Raw genomic sequence first — 17,181 nt, 5'->3', positions numbered from 1 at the left:
GCCTTTGCTATCGCGACTAAATCAGCGATGAAATAAAGAAGCGCCACAACTTAACAAGTCGTGGCGCTTTTGTTTTGATTCAATCTAATTGCTAGCAATAAGCGAGATTAGAACTCAACGCGGTAAACTGATGTGCTACCACTCACTTCGTTGCCAACCGCAATAAAGTGGTTACCAGAGCGAGTGAAATACTTGATTGATTCTGGGCCTAAGTCACCTGCTTTCGAGTTATAGGTATCGTTGTCGCAATCACCATCTTCATCAACCTTGGTACACACTGGCTGAGTAAAGTCGCGGTTGTTTAGATAGCTGATGAAACTTGCATTCTTAGGCTGCGTTACGTCGTAAACCATGATGCCACCTTGGCGCTCAAGTCCAATAAAGGCATAGTGCTTGCCGTTAATCTCAGCGACTTCGATGGCTTCAGGTTCTACCCCTTTATCATCGCTGCGATCGTCACCACTTTGGTTGTTATCATTGGTGCTGTTGAAGTTTGCAGGATCTTGATCAAGAACGATTCGAGCAAAGTCATCACCACTATCAAACACTAACTCGCCAGACTCATCCCAAATAGAGAAAGAACGGCTACCGAATGCTTGAACCTTTTGGTCAGCAGCAAGTGTTACTTGTGGCTTAATCACTTTAAGACGAGCAAGTTGTTTGTTGTCTTTCAATGCACCAGCTAATGGGTGGTTAACATCAACATCTAGCTTCTTGCCACGTACTTCATCAACATAAGCGATACAAAAGTCTTTTTCTGTTGTGTAGTTTTCAGTGCCTTGGTAGTCGTCACCATCCCACTCAAACCCTTTATCATCACACACTTTTTGCATCGTCTTGATGCCATACTCACGACCATCACCTTCATTCGCAGTTACGATGTAGGTGTTGCCATCAACACTATAGCTAGTGATGCTGTCTGGCATGTAAAGCCCTTCTAACATTGCGTAGCTTTGTAGGTTGCCGATATTTTTGTCTTTATTCGACGCATCCAACTGAGCGGTATCCCAAGGCTTGCCGCCTAGTCCAAGAATCGCATCGACTTTTGCACTTGCCACGTCAATTGCTGCCAAGGCATTGTTCTCTTGCAAGGCAACGTAGAGTTTACCGTTATCTGCAAACGTTAGGTATTCAGGCTCTAGGTCTTGGGCAACGGTCGCATTCGGAGCTGAGATTCGAACCTTGTCGGTTAGTTCTGCATGGCGAGGCTGACCTTGATTGAATGCCTTGAAATCAATTTGAGTCACTTTTGCTTGTAAAGGACCATTAGTTAAATCAACCAGCGTCACAGAGCCTTCAGGATCAATGCTGTAATCCGCATTCGGCTCACCTTCGTTTGCTGATGCGATGTAACGGCCGTCTTTGGAAAAGCTCACCATGTCTGGTAATGCGCCAGCAGTGTAAGTGGTGATCAGCTCTAATGTATCTGAGCGATACAGAGCAATAATGCCATTCTGTTGTTTGTCAGCATTTTCAATCGCAACAGCAACTAGGCCTTGATGAGTCGATACACTGTTCGCGGCACCGATATTAATACCCGAAGCTACAGCTGCAGATTGAAGATCAATAGAGCCTTTGGAGTTTGGCAAACTGTCAGCGTTCATCGACAACACATCGACTTTCTGCGCTTGAGCGTTAACCACATAAAGCTTATCGGTACATGAATCGTAGCTGACGATTTCGGCTGCAGAAGTATCAAACGGGGCGTCTGCAATAGAGCTGCCCACCAAAGTAAGCCCACTTACCACAGCATCGCTCGCGATTGGTTCTTGGATGGATTGGCATTGAAGGCTAAAAGCATCGAGTGATGTTTGAGATGATGTTGTCGGTTTTGAAGTTGATTGAGAACAACCAACGAGAGCCGAGCTTACTGCGATAGGTAGTAATAAAGTCAGCTTATTAAATTTACGATTCATATATCCTCCATAATTTGAATCGCGATCATAGAGGCCGCTTATGACAGTTATCTTTCCCTTTTGTTAACAATAGGTGACGACAATCGGTTTCTCTTACCCATAACAACAGAGAGTTAAAATGAGCATTCCATTAACAAGCAAGCAAAAAAAAGCGCCCAAGCTGGCTGGTGCTTGAGCGCCTTTAGAAAACTGAATAGGTAGATTAGAAGTTGTAACCACCACCGATCATGAATACCCATGGGTCGATATCAACGTCTGTTTTGAACGTGTCTGTAGCCGTTTTGTATGTCGCTGTAGTACCGATGTCTGCGTACCAAACCGATGCGTTGAGGAACCAGTCCTCATTGATCATGTAGTCAATACCAATGTTTGCAGCAAGGCCCCATGAATCATCCAAAGACACATCCGTTAGGCCTGCATTTTTGCCGTTAGCATTTAATCCTTCGTCAAAGAACACAGTGTAGTTGATGCCCGCACCTACGTAAGGACGGAAGTCGCTGTTCGCTTCACCAAAGTAATATTGAACCATGAACGTTGGCGGAAGGTGTTTAGTATCAGCAATTTTGCCTAGACCGTTAACAGAAATGCTGTGAGAAAATGGGCTTGCTGCTAGGACTTCAAAACTGATGTTGTCAGTGAACATGTAACCGAAAGTAAGACCAAGTTGAGTATCAGAATCAACTGAGAATTCTAGGTCAGGATTGTTAAGTACAGCGTCACTGCTGTCGTTTGGAGATACCGTTGCTGCGCCTGCACGGATGATGAAATCACCTTCTTTATGAGCAAGAACATTCGTTGACATAAGAGCCGCAATAACCGCAATTCCACATACTGTTTTTTTCATTATTATTTCCTTTTGAGGGCTTATTCTTTATTGGTGAATGAGTAATCATTTCTTATTTTGCGTGCAAGGTAACATACAATAACCCTACTTTATTGATGGAAATCAATTTGTGAAAGGTTATGATTATTTGTGTAAATTTATATCGACCCGATCACTTTATTCCTTCATTTTATTGACAGTTTTGTAATGCGACTTTTCCGTGCATCATTTTGTTAATTCTGCCTTTTCATTTTGCTCTGATCTCTTTGGATCAAAATAGAGCAATCCAACATCCCGTACGCATCAATTTGGTGCAGCCTCGCAGAGTTCATTGTCACCTCGTTTAATATTCAATGAGTTACATTTGGCGTGGTGCTTGCAAGTCTATGTTCATAATCATAAATACATTGAGGTTCTGACTATGCAAGACACTCTAACAATCGTTCTGGCCGGCGGTGTTGGCTCTCGGCTTTCTCCCCTCACCGATAACCGCGCAAAACCTGCGGTACCCTTTGGTGGCAAATATCGAATCATCGATTTCACACTCGCGAACTGCCTGCACTCAGGGCTTCGCCAAATTCTGGTACTGACTCAGTACAAGTCTCACTCTTTGCAAAAACACTTACGTGATGGTTGGTCGGTGCTTAACCCCGAGCTCGGCGAATACATCACCAATGTTCCCCCGCAAATGCGCACAGGTGACAGCTGGTATAGCGGTACGGCCGATGCGATTTATCAAAACTTATATTTGCTGTCGCGTAGTGAAGCCAAACATGTAGTGGTCTTATCCGGCGACCACATCTATCGCATGGATTACGCCCCAATGCTCAAGCAACATAAGCAGAATGAAGCTGACTTGACGGTCGCCTGTATGGAAGTGTCGATTGATGAGGCCAAAGAGTTTGGTGTGATGGAGATAGACGAATCTCTACAAATCAATAACTTTACCGAGAAGCCACGTTACCCCGCGTGCGTACCCGGTAGACCGACCCGAAGCATGGCTTCAATGGGGATTTACATCTTTGATAAGGAAGTACTGACACAGGCATTATTAGCAGACGCAGAAGATCCAGAATCAAGCCACGATTTCGGTAAGGACATCATTCCGAAGTTGGTCGGCAATAACAGTGTTTACGCATATAAGTTTGGTGACGAAGAAGGACGCGTAACTCAAGACGCTTACTGGAGAGATGTGGGTACGATCGACTCTTATTACCAATCGAATATGGACCTGTTGAAACCGGCCTCACCTATCGATTTGTACCAACCAGATTGGGCAATTCGTACCTATGAGCCGCAACTGCCGCCCGCACGAACCATTGCTTCGGTCGAAGGTAACCAAGGGATCTTTATCAACTCGATGATCGCGAATGGCGTAGTGATTGAAGGTGGTTCAGCGCAAAACTCTATCTTCTTCCCTAAGGTGAAAGTCAGCAATGCCGCGATTGTGATTGATAGTATTCTGTTTGAAGACGTGGAGATCGGGCGAAACTGCCACATTCAAAACTGCATCATAGATAAGAACGTTAAAGTGCCAGACGGGACTCAAATTGGCATAGATAGTCTTGCGGATGCCAAGCGCTTCCACATATCAAAACAAGGCGTAATAGTGGTGCCCTCTTCTTATCAGTTTGAAGAGTGATGCTTCACTTGAAATAGCTTCTCTCTAAAACGACAAAGGCAGCGAATTCGCTGCCTTTTTATTTGGTTAGATGCTCTCAAGCCAAGCTTATTTTATCAGAGCGAACTCTTTAAAAGGGACCTAACTCAATCATTTGAGCAATCACAACCGAAACCAACGCACCCACTGACCAGAACAAGAATAACGGTAAGAAGAAGCGAACCCACTTGGTGTAAGGCACTTTTGCAATCGCTAGTACAGCCAGCAAGCCACCATTGGTTGGGTAAATGTAGTTAGAGATACCGTCACCCAATTGAGAAGCCAACGCGGCAACTTGACGAGTTACTTCACCAATGTCCGCCAATGGAATGATGATTGGCATGGTGATAACCGCTTGACCACTGCCCGACGGAATAAACAGGTTAATTGCAGCTTGCGAGAAGTAGATACCCGCCGCAGCAACAAGCTTAGAACTTCCTGAAATGATCTGCGCAAGATAGTAGATGATCGAGTCGACAATCTTCGCGTCTTCCATAATGGTCAACACTGAGCGTGCGAAGAAGATGATTAATACAGCAACCAATACATCGCTGACACCTTTGGTCCAGTATTCACAAATCTTGTTAGGAGACAAACCCGCTACCAAGCCCGGAATGATCGCCATCGCCACAAACGCACCCGCAATCTCAGTAAAGCCAAAGCCCATAGTCAGGGTACCGAAGATCATGTAGGCAAACACGCCTAAGAATGCGATACCCGCGAACTTTTCACGCGTGGTCAGTGTTTTCGCTTCAACATTTGATTCATAGTGGTACCCCGTGCCGTGTAACAAGCCTTTGGTTGGGTCTTGCTTTACTTTGCGTGCGTAACTCAACACATACCAAGCACCCGTCAATAGCATGAACATGCCGACAATAAAGCGGTACCACATGCCCGAATACATAGGCAGTTCAGCAATAGTGTGTGCAATACCCGTGAAGAATGGGTTTGCCAACGCGGCCGCGAAACCTGCGCAACTCGCGAGTAGGACTACACCAAGAGCCGTGATCGCATCATAGCCAAGCTTGATACAGATAGGGATCATCAGCGAGATGAAAATGACATCAAGCTCACGCATCCCCGTGAAGGTTACGTTGAAGAAGATCGCTGTCATGATCACAGGTGCAATCACGTACAAGCCTTGTTTCTTAAGCTTAGTGGTGAGCGCAACAACCGATGCGTCTAGCAAACCCATGTGTTTGATAATACCGAAAGCACCACCAACAAATACCACAACACCCATCACGCCAGAAGCGGATTTGAAGCCTTTAAAAAATGATTCGAAAAAAGAGGCTAATGTTGTTGGATTGCTCGCTAATAGTGTGTAGCTGTCTGGGTCGATAACCGTGCGACCATTCATGACCACTCGTTCAAATTCACCAGCAGGGATAAAGTAGGTTGCGATTGCTGCAACAATTACCATGATGACCAAAGAAAGAAACGGGTGGTTTACTTCTTTCTCTGTCGAAGCTGTATTACCAGCTGGAGATGTAGGTACGGACGTAGATACCGTAGACGTCATATAGACTCCTTACTTGTCAGCAACCAAGAAGTACTTGGCCGCCAAGGGGGATTTTTGGGAAAACGAAACCCTTCACGCTGAACTAAGTTCGCGCTAACTAGGCTGTTTCTAAAAGGCCTTTGATAGATGGTGCTCTCAAATGTACATAGTGAAGTAGCGAGAACTACTCTCTTTGCGTCCGAGCAAAATGCAGATGTTCAGCCAAGTCAGGCCAAACTGAATGAGGTCATTACAAGCAGATAAACAGAAAAAGACTGTTTGGGTAATGCGTTTTTTATCAATTACAAAGACAAGCGGCGCATACTAGCACAACAGGCGGTAAAATGTCAGGAAAGCGTGATTTTTGTCACATTTTGTTGAGCCATAAAAAAGCGCCCTGTAAAACAGCGCGCTTTTATAAATATATCGAGAGACAGATCTAATCTGTTATTTAGTTGCTAGCTCGTAGTTCTCTTGCATTTCATGAGGGGCAATCCCGTACTCATAATCCGCTAAGTAACCGTCCTTATAAACCTTCATTCCCTTTTCATCCCAGCTCACTTTAATCACCGCAGTTTTGCCATCTTCACTACCCATCAGCTCTAACATCTCAGCATCGATCTTAATCGCTTTGATGGTTTTAATGCGCTTAAACGGCTTAAATTCTGTGGTCGATGTTGGCAGTGAACCATAGCTGCTGATCCACGTCTCTTTTGGCACCAACCATTGGTTGAAAACATCATCAACAATCGCTTTCGGCATGCTTGCAATAACCACATCGTCTGACATTACATTATTGGTTTCTAAGCTATAACCACCCTTTCCATCTGAAACGTAGGTAGGAAAATCAACGCCAATTTCAGATTCAGCAGGCAAACGGCCTAACGTCACCGACTTCTTAACGTAAAGTTCTGCAGTTTCAAATTGCTGCATGATCTCTGGAATTTTCTGGAACTCAACAGGCGCAGCAAAAGCATTAAAAGCGAAAGAAAGTGAAGCTGCGATGGCAGCCAATTTAACAGGCATTTTCATGGTAACGGATCCAAGTTTAACGAAGTTGTTATGGTATCCCGTACTAACAAATACCTCAATAAACTGCAGCGGCTTATATTGCTAATTGTGATATTGAGTGACGAAATCATCAGTAGTTAGTGTGTTACTCGGATCTATCTGAGTTTGGAGACAAACTTCAATATGGAGTGGGCAATTGAGTGTCTATAAATTCACAACTTGAGCACAGCTTTTTATCAAAACCAAAGATATTCACTAAGTGACAAGTTCGGAATTATAAAACTGATAAAGAGAGATTCACTGGGATTGGGCTCTGAGTTAGAGCAAATTATCAAGGATGGGGTATTTTTGAACATGTCTTTAAAACACGAAACATAATATGCGATCAGTTATTCGGACTTTCAAGGGAGGAAGGAGAGATTATTTGATAACACTGAAGTCAATCACACATGTGTACTTTCTCTATTGGTTAATCTATCCGATGTTTGCTACGTTTAAATGACACAGTCATTGGAAAGGTATGATTTATGAAAATAAACGTTCAAACACATCACGTATCAATTAACGACGACTCACGTAAAGACATCGAAGGTAAATTCGAAAAGATATCTAACCATTTTCCATCACTGATTAGCTGCGACATCATCATTACAAAAGAACATGGTCAACATCAGGTTGAAGTGTTCACCAACTACGAAGGTGTACGTGTAAACGCAAAAGCTACAGATGACGTTATGTATCCGGCTATCGCATCAGCGATTAAGAAGCTAGAAGCAGGCCTAAGTAACCGTAAGGGACAATTAAAAGCAGACCTACACGAGAAACCAACAAGTACCAAGCCAGAGATTGCTTCGGACATCATCCAAGAGATGAAACTGGTATAATTCCTCAAGTAGCTCGAGCTTACTAACGAATAGAAGCTTATAAAGAATTGCAAAGCCAGCACACGTTGCTGGCTTTTTCGATCTTGGGACTCAATCATCCCCTCTCGTGACCAAATCGCTATTTCAGCTCAAATCCATATCGTCTTAAATCTCTTAAGCCTCTGGTTGCTATAACAATCATCAATGGTATTTGATACAGTGATAAGCATAAATCTAGACCAAAACGGAATATTTGTTATGAAGAAAGTCGCGTTGATCCTTTTCCTAGCCACTCAATTAATGGCTTGTACTGAGGTTGGTAGTGAAGCTTGGTGTGCGGATATGAAAGAAAAGCCTAAGGGTGACTGGACGGCGAATGAAGCGGGTGATTTTGCGAAACACTGTATTTTCTAAGCGCTAGCTTTCCGTTGAATACAGTTAAATACAGAACACACCGCATAAAAAAACGACCGCTAGGTAGAACGAATTACCTAGGGTCGTTTGAGCTTTAAAATGCTAGATAGACAAGCTCTCAACTTTCACACGAAACACATGCCATAAAAAACATAGTAAACACAACACACCGATTAGATCAGTTTGTTACGGATATGGATAACCACCGCTTCTGCAACGATAACCACGGCGAAGATACTCACTAATACCATTGAAACTTTTTGCCATTCAAAAAGGTTTTGCGCATCATTTAGCACAACACCAATACCACCAGCGCCTACCAAACCTAGTACCGCAGATTCACGCACGTTGATGTCCCAACGGAATAACACTATTGAGTAGAACGCAGGCATCACTTGTGGCCAATACCCTTTCAGTAAGATACTCATCCACGAAGCACCCGTTGCGCGTAAAGCTTCAATAGGCCCCATGTTCACTTCGGCAATGGCTTCCGCTAACAGCTTCCCTACAAAGCCGATACTGCGAATTGCAATTGCCATGATGCCTGCGAGAACACCGGGGCCAAACAATGCGATAAACAGTAATGCCCAAACCAGCGAGTTCACTGACCGTGAAGACACGAGGAAGAATTGAGCGATCCAGTTCAACGCTTTATTCGGTGTAATGTTTGGTGCGTTCAACAACGCCAAAGGAATCGCAAATACCAAAGTAAACAGTGTCCCCAACGTCGCGATGTGTAATGTTTCTATCATCGCCGCATGGATCGATTCTGGGTAGAAACCATAGTCCATTGGCACCATTCGCTCGAACATATCCGCAAACTGAGCGGGCGCGTCATAAAGGAACTCAGGGATCACTTCTACTGTCTGCCAAGACCACACGATGGCACACACTAGGCTGAGGTAAACGGCGAATCGAGCCACACGTTCGTTGGGTGTAAAGCGCTGCCACTCTCTATCGATAGATGCTGTTGTCATTAGAAGATTCTCCTAACAATGTTGGAAAGAAATTCACCGACAAGAATCAGTGCGATAATGGTGATCAAAATAGCGGCGACGAAGTCGTAATCGAAACGTTGGAAGGCAGAGAAAAGTGTCCCGCCAAGGCCGCCCGCACCTACGATGCCAACCATAGTTGAGTTGCGAAGATTGGAATCCAACTGATAGCTTGCAAAACCAATGAAGCGCGTGAAAACCTGTGGCATAACGGCATACAAAATCACACTGATGAAGCTAGCGCCGGTCGCTTTAATTGCTTCAACCGGTTTAAAAGAGATCTCTTCAATCGCTTCTGCAAACAACTTGGCGATAAAGCCAATCGATGCAAACACCAAGGTCAAAATCCCAGCCAGCGCACCAAAGCCCACTGCTTTAACAAACAAGATAGCGATAATCACTGGGTGGAAAGAACGGCACAAGGCAATAAAACCACGTATAGGCGTTGATACGATTGACGGCATCATGTTTCTCGCGGCAAGCAAGCCTAAAAATAGCGAGATAACGATGCCGAAGAAGCTCGAGATGATCGCGATCTGTAAGCTCTCTGCTAAACCACTTAACAACAAGCTGGTACGCGAAAAGTCAGGCGGAAACATTCGAGATAGTAATCGCTCACTTTCACCGAAGCCGATGATCAAACGATCAAACGTCAGCCCTAGTGTCGAAAAGCTATAGAACAGGTAAGCGATAATGCCAGCGATGATCGCACGATTCGTCCATGACACCTTGAATGGATTTTCATGGTTCGCTGGCGATGTGTTTGACGAAACGCTTGGCGATGAGCTTGGGTTTAGTCTAGCCATGACTCACCCCCATAGATAATTTTCAGGTCTTCCTCTGAAATGCCTTCAGGACTGCCATCGTAATGCACCTTGCCATTACACATGCCGATGATGCGTTTGGCATAACGCTTGGCTAAGTTCACATCGTGGATATTCACCAACACTGGGATGTTTTTCTGTTCGGCAAAGGTTTCCATCAACTCCATGATCTCAACCGCGGTTTTCGGGTCAAGTGATGAGGTTGGTTCATCAGCAAGAAGAATATAAGGGTCTTGCATTACTGCACGAGCAATACCAACACGCTGCCTTTGACCGCCAGATAAGCTGTCGGCACGTTGGTTTGCAAAGTCTTGTAGGCCAACAAATTCCAGTAACTCAAACGCTTTTGCTAAGTCTTGCGCTGAATAGTTACGACGCCACGCGTTCCAAGCGGTCATGTAGCCTAAGCGACCACTCAACACGTTTTCGATAACCGTTAAACGCTCTACCAAGTTGTACTCTTGAAATACCATGCCGATATGACGGCGCTGTTTACGAAGTGCTTGACCTTTTAGTTGAGTCAGGTCGGCACCATCAAAAATGATCTCTCCTTGGCTTGGGTCATTAAGGCGGTTAATACAACGCAGAAGCGTACTTTTACCGGTACCCGACGGGCCTATAATCGCGATGATTCCTGGTTCGTCGATATCAATATTAATGCCTTTAAGGATTGGCTTGCCTGCCACATATTCATGAAATAGGTTGTTGATCTTTATTCCGTCATAGCTTGCTACGGCCATACTGCATTTCCTTGTGCGAATTTTAGAATGATCTATGCCCTACCCGCGAGGGCATAGATATTTAATTGAAGTAAGTGTTCTGGGAGACCTAGGCTTTATATGAAGCCTAAGTCTTCTTTGGAGCTAAGAGTTAGCCGTTGTTTGCTTGTTTCGCTAACTCAGCGGCTTTTTTCTTTGCACGTTTAGCGGCGTCTTTTTCAGCCAGTTTTTTCAGACCTGCTTTGGTGTAAGCCGTGCCTGTCGCGTGGGCGATATCACGAATCACGTCCCACTCTTCTTTGTAGCTGATTGGCGAGAAACGGTCTGCACCTTTGAATGATGCACTCATCTCTGGTGTGAAGCGATAGCTGAAGAAAGCTTCGTTGATCTTCTCAACTAGCTCTGGTTTTAAGTTGTAAGCGTAACCAAAAGCAGACGTTGGGAAGCGTGGACTGCGGTAGATAATCTTAAGCTCAGAATCATCAACACGGCCTGCTGCCACCATACGGTCGTACACATCAGATGCCACAGGTGCTGCATCATAGTCTCCATTGAAGACACCTAAAATCGATTGGTCATGCTTACCTGAGTAAAGCACTTTGTAGTCTTCATCTGGCACTAACCCTTTCGCTGGAAATAACGCACGAGGAGCTAGGTTGCCAGAGTTTGATGATGCAGAAGTATGTGCAACCTTTTTGCCTTTCAGATCAGCCATGGTGTTGATGCCACTGTCTTTACGCACAATGGTGATCAGATTGTAGCCTTGGAAACCAGACTCATCGCCTTTTACTGCAATTGGAACGTAACCCGCTAGGTTAACCGCATAGCCAGTTGGGCCCGTAGAGAAACCAGCAACATGCAAACGACCAGAACGCATCGCTTCTACTTGTGCAGAGTTCGAGTGCACTGTGTAATAGATCACTCGCTTGCCCGTGATTTTACTTAGGTGAGCTTGGAAGTCGGCAAACGCATCTTTGTACAGCGCAGGGTCCTCTACTGGTGTGTAGGTGAACACAAGCGTACTTGGGTCATTCCACTCATCTGGATTCTTTGGTGAATCTGCCACCAAGTCTTGGTTTTCATCACAGTATCGATCGTCTAACACACCACGGCTAGAGCAGTCGCTTGCCATAGCCATTGAAGGAAGTAGTAATGAGCTAGCGATTAACAGTCCTTTAACACTGATTTCCATATTCAAACCTTACTTTTACTTATTGTTGAAAGTCACCTTCACCATTGCAGCCTTTGTGCCATGTTTTTATTTATTTAAATTCAACAACTTAAATTAAAACTCAAATCCAACAATCTATTTTGAGTCATTCATGTCCAACCCAAAAGCTTGCATTTGGGTCATTTATGTCCCATCGATTTTGATGGTAAAAAAAGAGCCCGAAGGCCCTTTGGTTCACTGCTTTTTCTCTTATTATTCTTCAATAATCCAGATAACTTAGGCGTCGCTGTCCATGCAGTTTGCGTAGTAAGTTACCGTTGCTGGCCAGTCACTGAATACGCCCATCACGCCAACATCTTGTGCCAACACATCGAGCATTTTCATCATGTCACCATCATTGTTGATGCCATCTTTTACGCTCTTGTAGTACCAACCACCACCTTGCGCTAATGGGCCTGAACGCTCCAGAGTCCATGCGATGATGTCGAGGTCTGCACCTTTGGCGAGCTTGGCGTAATTAGACGCAACCATTTCGTTGTTCTCATCTAAATCAACCAACGCAAACAGAGGTGGCGCTATAATGTTTACACCCACATCGTGCAGCTCTTTCATGTTCTCAACAGACGCGACAAAGTCCGCTTGCTCGTAAACACGGTCATCAAGATACACGGCTTGTTTGCCGAATTTTGGTGCTGATTTAATCCAGTACTTCACATCATCCAAGTTGAACGATTGCAAGTAAGTCTCTGAAGGTGCAAAGCCCGCTTCTTTTAGTTCATCCACCAGCTTTTGCGCGTACATCTCTTGGCTGAAGCCATTGAAAGGCATTATAACCGCTGCCGATTTCAATTCAGGTGTCACTTTTACACCATGCTCTTTAAACAGTGCCGCACTTTCTGCGTGTGTCATCAACGTTCCACTCTGGCTGTAAAGATCAGTTCTCCAACCCGGAGTGCCGTTCATGTACTCTTCAACTGTGGTGGCTTTCGGGTTCGCCCCGTCCATTTTGCCTTTTAACGTCTTAAACTCCGCTAGCGTAAAATCGGAAGTACGACACTCAACCTGAGCATCTTCACCTGTCGCTAAGTTCGCAGGTTTAAATGGAACCGAACACTTCTTAGCAAGCTCTGGGTGAGCCAACACATCAGTTGTGGTATGCAGGTCACTTTGAGAATGTCGACACACCAATTCCTTATCTTTAGTGAAGGTCACATCACACTCTACGACACCGGCTCCCATTTGAATCGCCGCTAAGTAAGATTCTTTTGTGTGCTCCGGAAACTGCATTGCAGCTCCACGATGCCCAATAGAAAAATCGCTACGGTGAAAAGGCCCTTCGCTACAACTCAGCAGCTTGGTTTTCAAAGGGCTCTCGTCCATATTGTTGACTAAAAAGAGGGGACGAGGTCCTAGGTTTGCTGACTCTGTCGCCGCCCATGCGGTCATTGAGCTAACGCCGAGTATCAGAGCAATCGAACCTTTCAGTATTTGCTTCATGTTTGTATCTCCTTGCAACAAGCAATTATTTTTCTAATTTCCTTAATCCGGTCATTTCTACTTTCTGTGAGATGACCTCATGTGGGCTGATGCCACAATGTAGGGATTGCACGCTTTGTGCCAAATGTTAAAATTCTTTTATTACAATCACTTGAAACAGTTAATCATTCGACTGAATGATAAATGGGTCATTGTTGTCTTGTGCTTTTGTCTTCTGCTTTGTCTTCTGGTTCAGGTTTGCTATTTGATAACCAACTTAGCGGGCTAAGCTTTAAAACTCTCTTTGTCCAACTGGTGTTTCTTCATTTTTCGATAAAGCGTTTTGCGGGGCAGATTAAGCTTACTCGAGACCTCATTGATATTCCCTGCGCTCTCTATCAAGGCTTCGGTTAATACATTTCTCTCGTACTGCTCCATCTGCTTTTCAAAGGCGAAGTCTTCCCCGGTTGATTCACAAATGGGTGATTGAAGATCAAAGCCATCGCCGACAATACCGAGTACAAATCGATCGGCAACATTACGTAACTCACGCACGTTTCCAGGCCATTCATGTCGGCACAACTGCTGTATCTGTTCGGGATAAATCGTCGAAGGACGCGTCTTGTACTTTTGGCTCGCTTGAATTACAAAGTGGCGGAACAACACCTGAATGTCCTCTTTGCGTTGGCGCAGTGCTGGAAGGTTTAAGCTGGCGATATTTAAGCGATAGAAGAGGTCGGCTCTGAATTCACCAGATTCACTGAGGCTTGCGAGGTCAACTTTACTCGCGGCAACCACCACTATATCGACAGGTATCAATTCATTACCGCCAACACGCTCGATCACTCGTTCTTGAATCACGCGTAGCAACTTAATCTGCACTGCAATCGGCATGCTTTCAATTTCATCAAGAAACAGAGTGCCGCCATTGGCTTGTTCTATTTTTCCGATGCGTTTCTTATTGGCACTGGTAAACGAGCCCGCTTCATGACCAAACAGCTCACTCTCAATAATGCTCTCTGTCATGCCACCACAGTTTATTGCGACAAACGGCTTTGCCTTACGACGACTAAATTGATGCAAGGCGCGAGCAATCACCTCTTTGCCAGTGCCTGTCTCACCGTTAATGATGGTGTCGACGCCAGTATGAGAGAGCGCAAGCACTTGCTTACGTATGGTGTCCATCGCTTGGGATTGCCCGATAACCACAGATTCAATCGGTAGTTCTGTATCCTGATCGTCGTCTAACGTTGCAGGGCTACTGTGCTGACATTGTGCCAACGCCAAATCGAGTTTTTCTACCAACTCACTGGCATTGAGTGGCTTTTCTAGAAAGTCGAACGCACCCAACTTCATCGCCTCTATCGCCATCGGAATATCACCATGCCCGCTCATCAGTAACACCGGAACATTGGCTGCGCGATGTTGGATTGAACTCAACAACGTAAGCCCATCCACTTGTGGCATCCGAACATCACACAACACCACCGACTGACTGTTTGCGTTCAGGGACTTTAGACCAAGGTTTGGGTCGGTAAAGCTAGTGACACGAAAACCCTCGAGCTCCAACATTTCGCTCACGGCTTCAACGACGTCTGTTTCATCGTCGATAAGAACTATGTGTTTTTCTGAAGTCATGAGTCTGTGCCTTTTGGTAGAGTGACGATAAAAGTGGTGCCTTGGTGTTCAACCGATTCGACGTGAATCGAGCCGCCAAAGTCTTTAATTATGTTGTATGCGATAGACAAACCGAGTCCGAGCCCTTTGCCTGTGGTCTTGCGGGTATAAAACGGGTCAAACAGATAAGGAATGTCCTCTTCGGGTATCCCTAATCCATTGTCTTTAACTGATATCTGAATGGTGTTCTGGTGTTCTTGAGTGGAGATGTTGAGCTGAGGCAGCTCCCTGTGTTCAACGGCATCCAACGCATTGCTGATCAAGTTCACCAGCACCTGCTCTAAGCGAATACTGTTGGCTCGCACCATTTGATCGCTTTGTGGGGAATAATGAATCAACACCCTACTCTGTCTAGTTTCAAAGAGATCGATCGCATCACCAATCACCTTATCAAGCTCGACATTATCAATTTTGCCATCGCTCTTGCGCGAAAATGCCTTCAAGTGACGTGTAATCGCAGCCACTTTATCTAATAGGATCTCGATCTTTTTCAGATTCTCTTCTGCCCTATCTGGCCTTTGTTTACCTAACCACAGTTGCGCGCTTCGAACGTGACTGTTTACTGCGGTCAGAGGTTGATTGATCTCGTGAGTAATGCCGACACTTAACTGCCCCAACGCGGCCAGTTTTCCAGCTTGAACGAGCTCATCCTGAGTAACACGCAGCTTGGCCTCGGCTAAGGTACGTTCTTCCACCTCTGCCTCCAATTTGCGGTTGGTTTGCTTGACGACTTTGGCTGTCGTTTGAAATACCTTTAGGTACTTCGCCATTTGCGTCACTTCATCTTTGCCACGAATCGCGACTTCGGTATCTAAGTGGCCAGTCGAGATCGCGAACATGTTGTCTTTAAGCTGTAATAGCCGTTCTAAAATACTCTTGCGCACATAGAACCATGAGATAGCCGCGGCAGCTAACACACTGAACAGTGAAAGGAAAAGTGATAAACGTTGGTTCGATTGCAAAGAGTGTTGCGCCTGCTGAATCGACTGATCAATATTGCGGTTCACTTGGCTGGTATTACGTTCGATTTGCACTGTTAACTGATTCAAATGCTCACGGCTGTTTTGTAAGAAATACTGCTCTTGATAGAGATGGTCGAGCGCTTTGTTTTTCAGCCCATACAAGCTGCTATCACTTGAGGCCAGGTTGTAAATTACGGTGAGCTGATGGTCTAGTGTTGGAAATTCACTTCTTAGATCGCCACTTACCCAAAGCTGCCACCACTCTTCTCCAACCTGCTCGAGTCGTAAGCTGGTGTAATCCAGCTCATTAAAGCTCGAGTCGTTATACAGTTTTTCTACCAAGCCTAATTGGTAGTACAGCAGAGACTTTAATTGCGTGTATTGAACCTGCTCTTTGGCTGAATTAGGCAAGCTATCGAGTGAATCACTGGCTTGCTGCAATAAGGGGTAAAAGCCTTCGAGTAGATTACGAAGTTCTTGGTTGAGCTGTTCAGATTCAATCTCACTTTGGTACAACAGACTGAGGCTATTGTTAACTTGAGCAATAAGATCTTTAAAATAGGAGTGATAATCCGGGAATTGCACCATAACGCTATTCATGACTGAAATAGCGTCTTCAATTTTGAGCATCGCTTGTTTACGCTCTAAATTGGATTCCGCATCACTAAGTTGTGATGAGGTGGTGATAATCACTCGCACCATGTCATTGAGGCGAGCTGCGTTATCTAAAGCGGGGATTTCACTCTCTTTGAGCTCAACAAGGCGTTGATTTAGGTTATCAAAGGTGAAACTGGAAACGACTGAGAGGAAGATGGTGGTCATGGATAACATGGCTAGCGCTAACACCAAACGCAGCTCTATGCCTTTCCAGCCAAACCACTTACGATGCGGAATCTTGATCGGAAATGGACGTTCAAAACGGTCCTTGTTGTCTATCATCTCTGAGACACGACTACTCACTCGCCCTACCCTCTTCTCATCAAAAACCAACAGTAAAGGTCAATGATTCAATCAGTTAGGTGGTTAGCCTGACTTAAAGCCACTTCAAATAGTTTTAGTGAAACTATGAAAATAAGAGTAATCATTAACATTTCACATAAAACACCATAACAATTATTTTATAAACCCCAGACTGTCTGTTTTGAGAGAGAAGAAAGTGACTTCACCGA

The 17,181-nt window shown here is 44.9% G+C and carries 14 protein-coding genes; 3 read left to right on the top strand and 11 right to left on the bottom strand.

The window, feature by feature from the left end; all coding sequences use genetic code 11:
• Window positions 1–107 precede the first annotated feature (107 nt).
• The gene (locus L0992_22855; GenBank protein XGB69231.1) at window positions 108–1,916 is read right to left on the bottom strand and encodes a choice-of-anchor I family protein; all 1,809 of its coding nucleotides are present in this window, start codon (window positions 1,914–1,916) and stop codon (window positions 108–110) included.
• A gap of 202 nt (window positions 1,917–2,118) precedes the next feature.
• The gene (gene ompW / locus L0992_22850) at window positions 2,119–2,760 is read right to left on the bottom strand and encodes an outer membrane protein OmpW (protein XGB69230.1); all 642 of its coding nucleotides are present in this window, start codon (window positions 2,758–2,760) and stop codon (window positions 2,119–2,121) included.
• Between the two features lie 400 nt (window positions 2,761–3,160).
• Here ompW and glgC point away from each other — a divergent pair, with 400 nt between their 5' ends.
• Window positions 3,161–4,381 carry a glucose-1-phosphate adenylyltransferase gene (gene glgC, locus L0992_22845; GenBank protein XGB69229.1) on the top strand — a complete coding sequence of 407 codons (1,221 nt, stop codon included), beginning with the start codon at window positions 3,161–3,163 and terminating at the stop codon, window positions 4,379–4,381.
• Between the two features lie 109 nt (window positions 4,382–4,490).
• Here the strand turns inward: glgC and L0992_22840 are convergent, their stop codons facing one another.
• Both L0992_22840 and L0992_22835 read right to left on the bottom strand, forming a co-directional pair.
• Window positions 4,491–5,921 carry an AbgT family transporter gene (locus tag L0992_22840; protein ID XGB69228.1) on the bottom strand — a complete coding sequence of 477 codons (1,431 nt, stop codon included), beginning with the start codon at window positions 5,919–5,921 and terminating at the stop codon, window positions 4,491–4,493.
• A gap of 426 nt (window positions 5,922–6,347) precedes the next feature.
• Window positions 6,348–6,932 carry a hypothetical protein gene (locus L0992_22835; GenBank protein XGB69227.1) on the bottom strand — a complete coding sequence of 195 codons (585 nt, stop codon included), beginning with the start codon at window positions 6,930–6,932 and terminating at the stop codon, window positions 6,348–6,350.
• Window positions 6,933–7,438: 506 nt separating this feature from the next.
• Here L0992_22835 and raiA point away from each other — a divergent pair.
• Window positions 7,439–7,795, top strand: coding sequence for a ribosome-associated translation inhibitor RaiA (raiA, locus tag L0992_22830; protein XGB69226.1), 357 nt, complete (start codon window positions 7,439–7,441; stop codon window positions 7,793–7,795).
• A gap of 237 nt (window positions 7,796–8,032) precedes the next feature.
• Window positions 8,033–8,188 carry a DUF3012 domain-containing protein gene (locus L0992_22825; protein ID XGB69225.1) on the top strand — a complete coding sequence of 52 codons (156 nt, stop codon included), beginning with the start codon at window positions 8,033–8,035 and terminating at the stop codon, window positions 8,186–8,188.
• A 173-nt stretch (window positions 8,189–8,361) separates the two neighbouring features.
• Here L0992_22825 and phnE (L0992_22820) read toward each other — a convergent pair whose 3' ends face one another.
• The 7 genes from phnE (L0992_22820) to L0992_22790 form a co-directional block, all read right to left on the bottom strand.
• A complete protein-coding gene (gene phnE, locus L0992_22820) occupies window positions 8,362–9,165 on the bottom strand; it encodes a phosphonate ABC transporter, permease protein PhnE (GenBank protein XGB69224.1) in 804 nt (267 codons plus the stop codon).
• Window positions 9,165–9,989: a phosphonate ABC transporter, permease protein PhnE gene (phnE, locus tag L0992_22815; GenBank protein ID XGB69223.1), complete on the bottom strand. Its 825-nt coding sequence runs from the start codon at window positions 9,987–9,989 to the stop codon at window positions 9,165–9,167. The genes phnE (L0992_22820) and phnE (L0992_22815) overlap by 1 nt, the downstream gene beginning before the upstream one ends.
• Window positions 9,977–10,747 (bottom strand): phosphonate ABC transporter ATP-binding protein, encoded by a 771-nt coding sequence (gene phnC / locus L0992_22810; protein ID XGB69222.1) that lies wholly within the window; start codon window positions 10,745–10,747, stop codon window positions 9,977–9,979. The genes phnE (L0992_22815) and phnC overlap by 13 nt, the downstream gene beginning before the upstream one ends.
• Before the next feature lie 130 nt (window positions 10,748–10,877).
• Window positions 10,878–11,918: a phosphate/phosphite/phosphonate ABC transporter substrate-binding protein gene (phnD, locus tag L0992_22805; protein ID XGB69221.1), complete on the bottom strand. Its 1,041-nt coding sequence runs from the start codon at window positions 11,916–11,918 to the stop codon at window positions 10,878–10,880.
• 255 nt (window positions 11,919–12,173) lie between these two features.
• Window positions 12,174–13,394 carry a glycerophosphodiester phosphodiesterase gene (locus L0992_22800; protein XGB69220.1) on the bottom strand — a complete coding sequence of 407 codons (1,221 nt, stop codon included), beginning with the start codon at window positions 13,392–13,394 and terminating at the stop codon, window positions 12,174–12,176.
• Between the two features lie 264 nt (window positions 13,395–13,658).
• A complete protein-coding gene (locus L0992_22795) occupies window positions 13,659–15,011 on the bottom strand; it encodes a sigma-54 dependent transcriptional regulator (GenBank protein ID XGB69219.1) in 1,353 nt (450 codons plus the stop codon).
• Window positions 15,008–16,951, bottom strand: coding sequence for an ATP-binding protein (locus L0992_22790; GenBank protein XGB70413.1), 1,944 nt, complete (start codon window positions 16,949–16,951; stop codon window positions 15,008–15,010). The genes L0992_22795 and L0992_22790 overlap by 4 nt, the downstream gene beginning before the upstream one ends.
• Window positions 16,952–17,181 lie beyond the last annotated feature (230 nt).

It is taken from the genome of Vibrio pomeroyi (assembly GCA_041879425.1).
Lineage (GTDB): Bacteria > Pseudomonadota > Gammaproteobacteria > Enterobacterales > Vibrionaceae > Vibrio > Vibrio pomeroyi_A.
The sequence above is the reverse complement of the archived record's forward strand: the minus strand, read 5'-3'. Positions and strand labels throughout refer to the sequence as shown.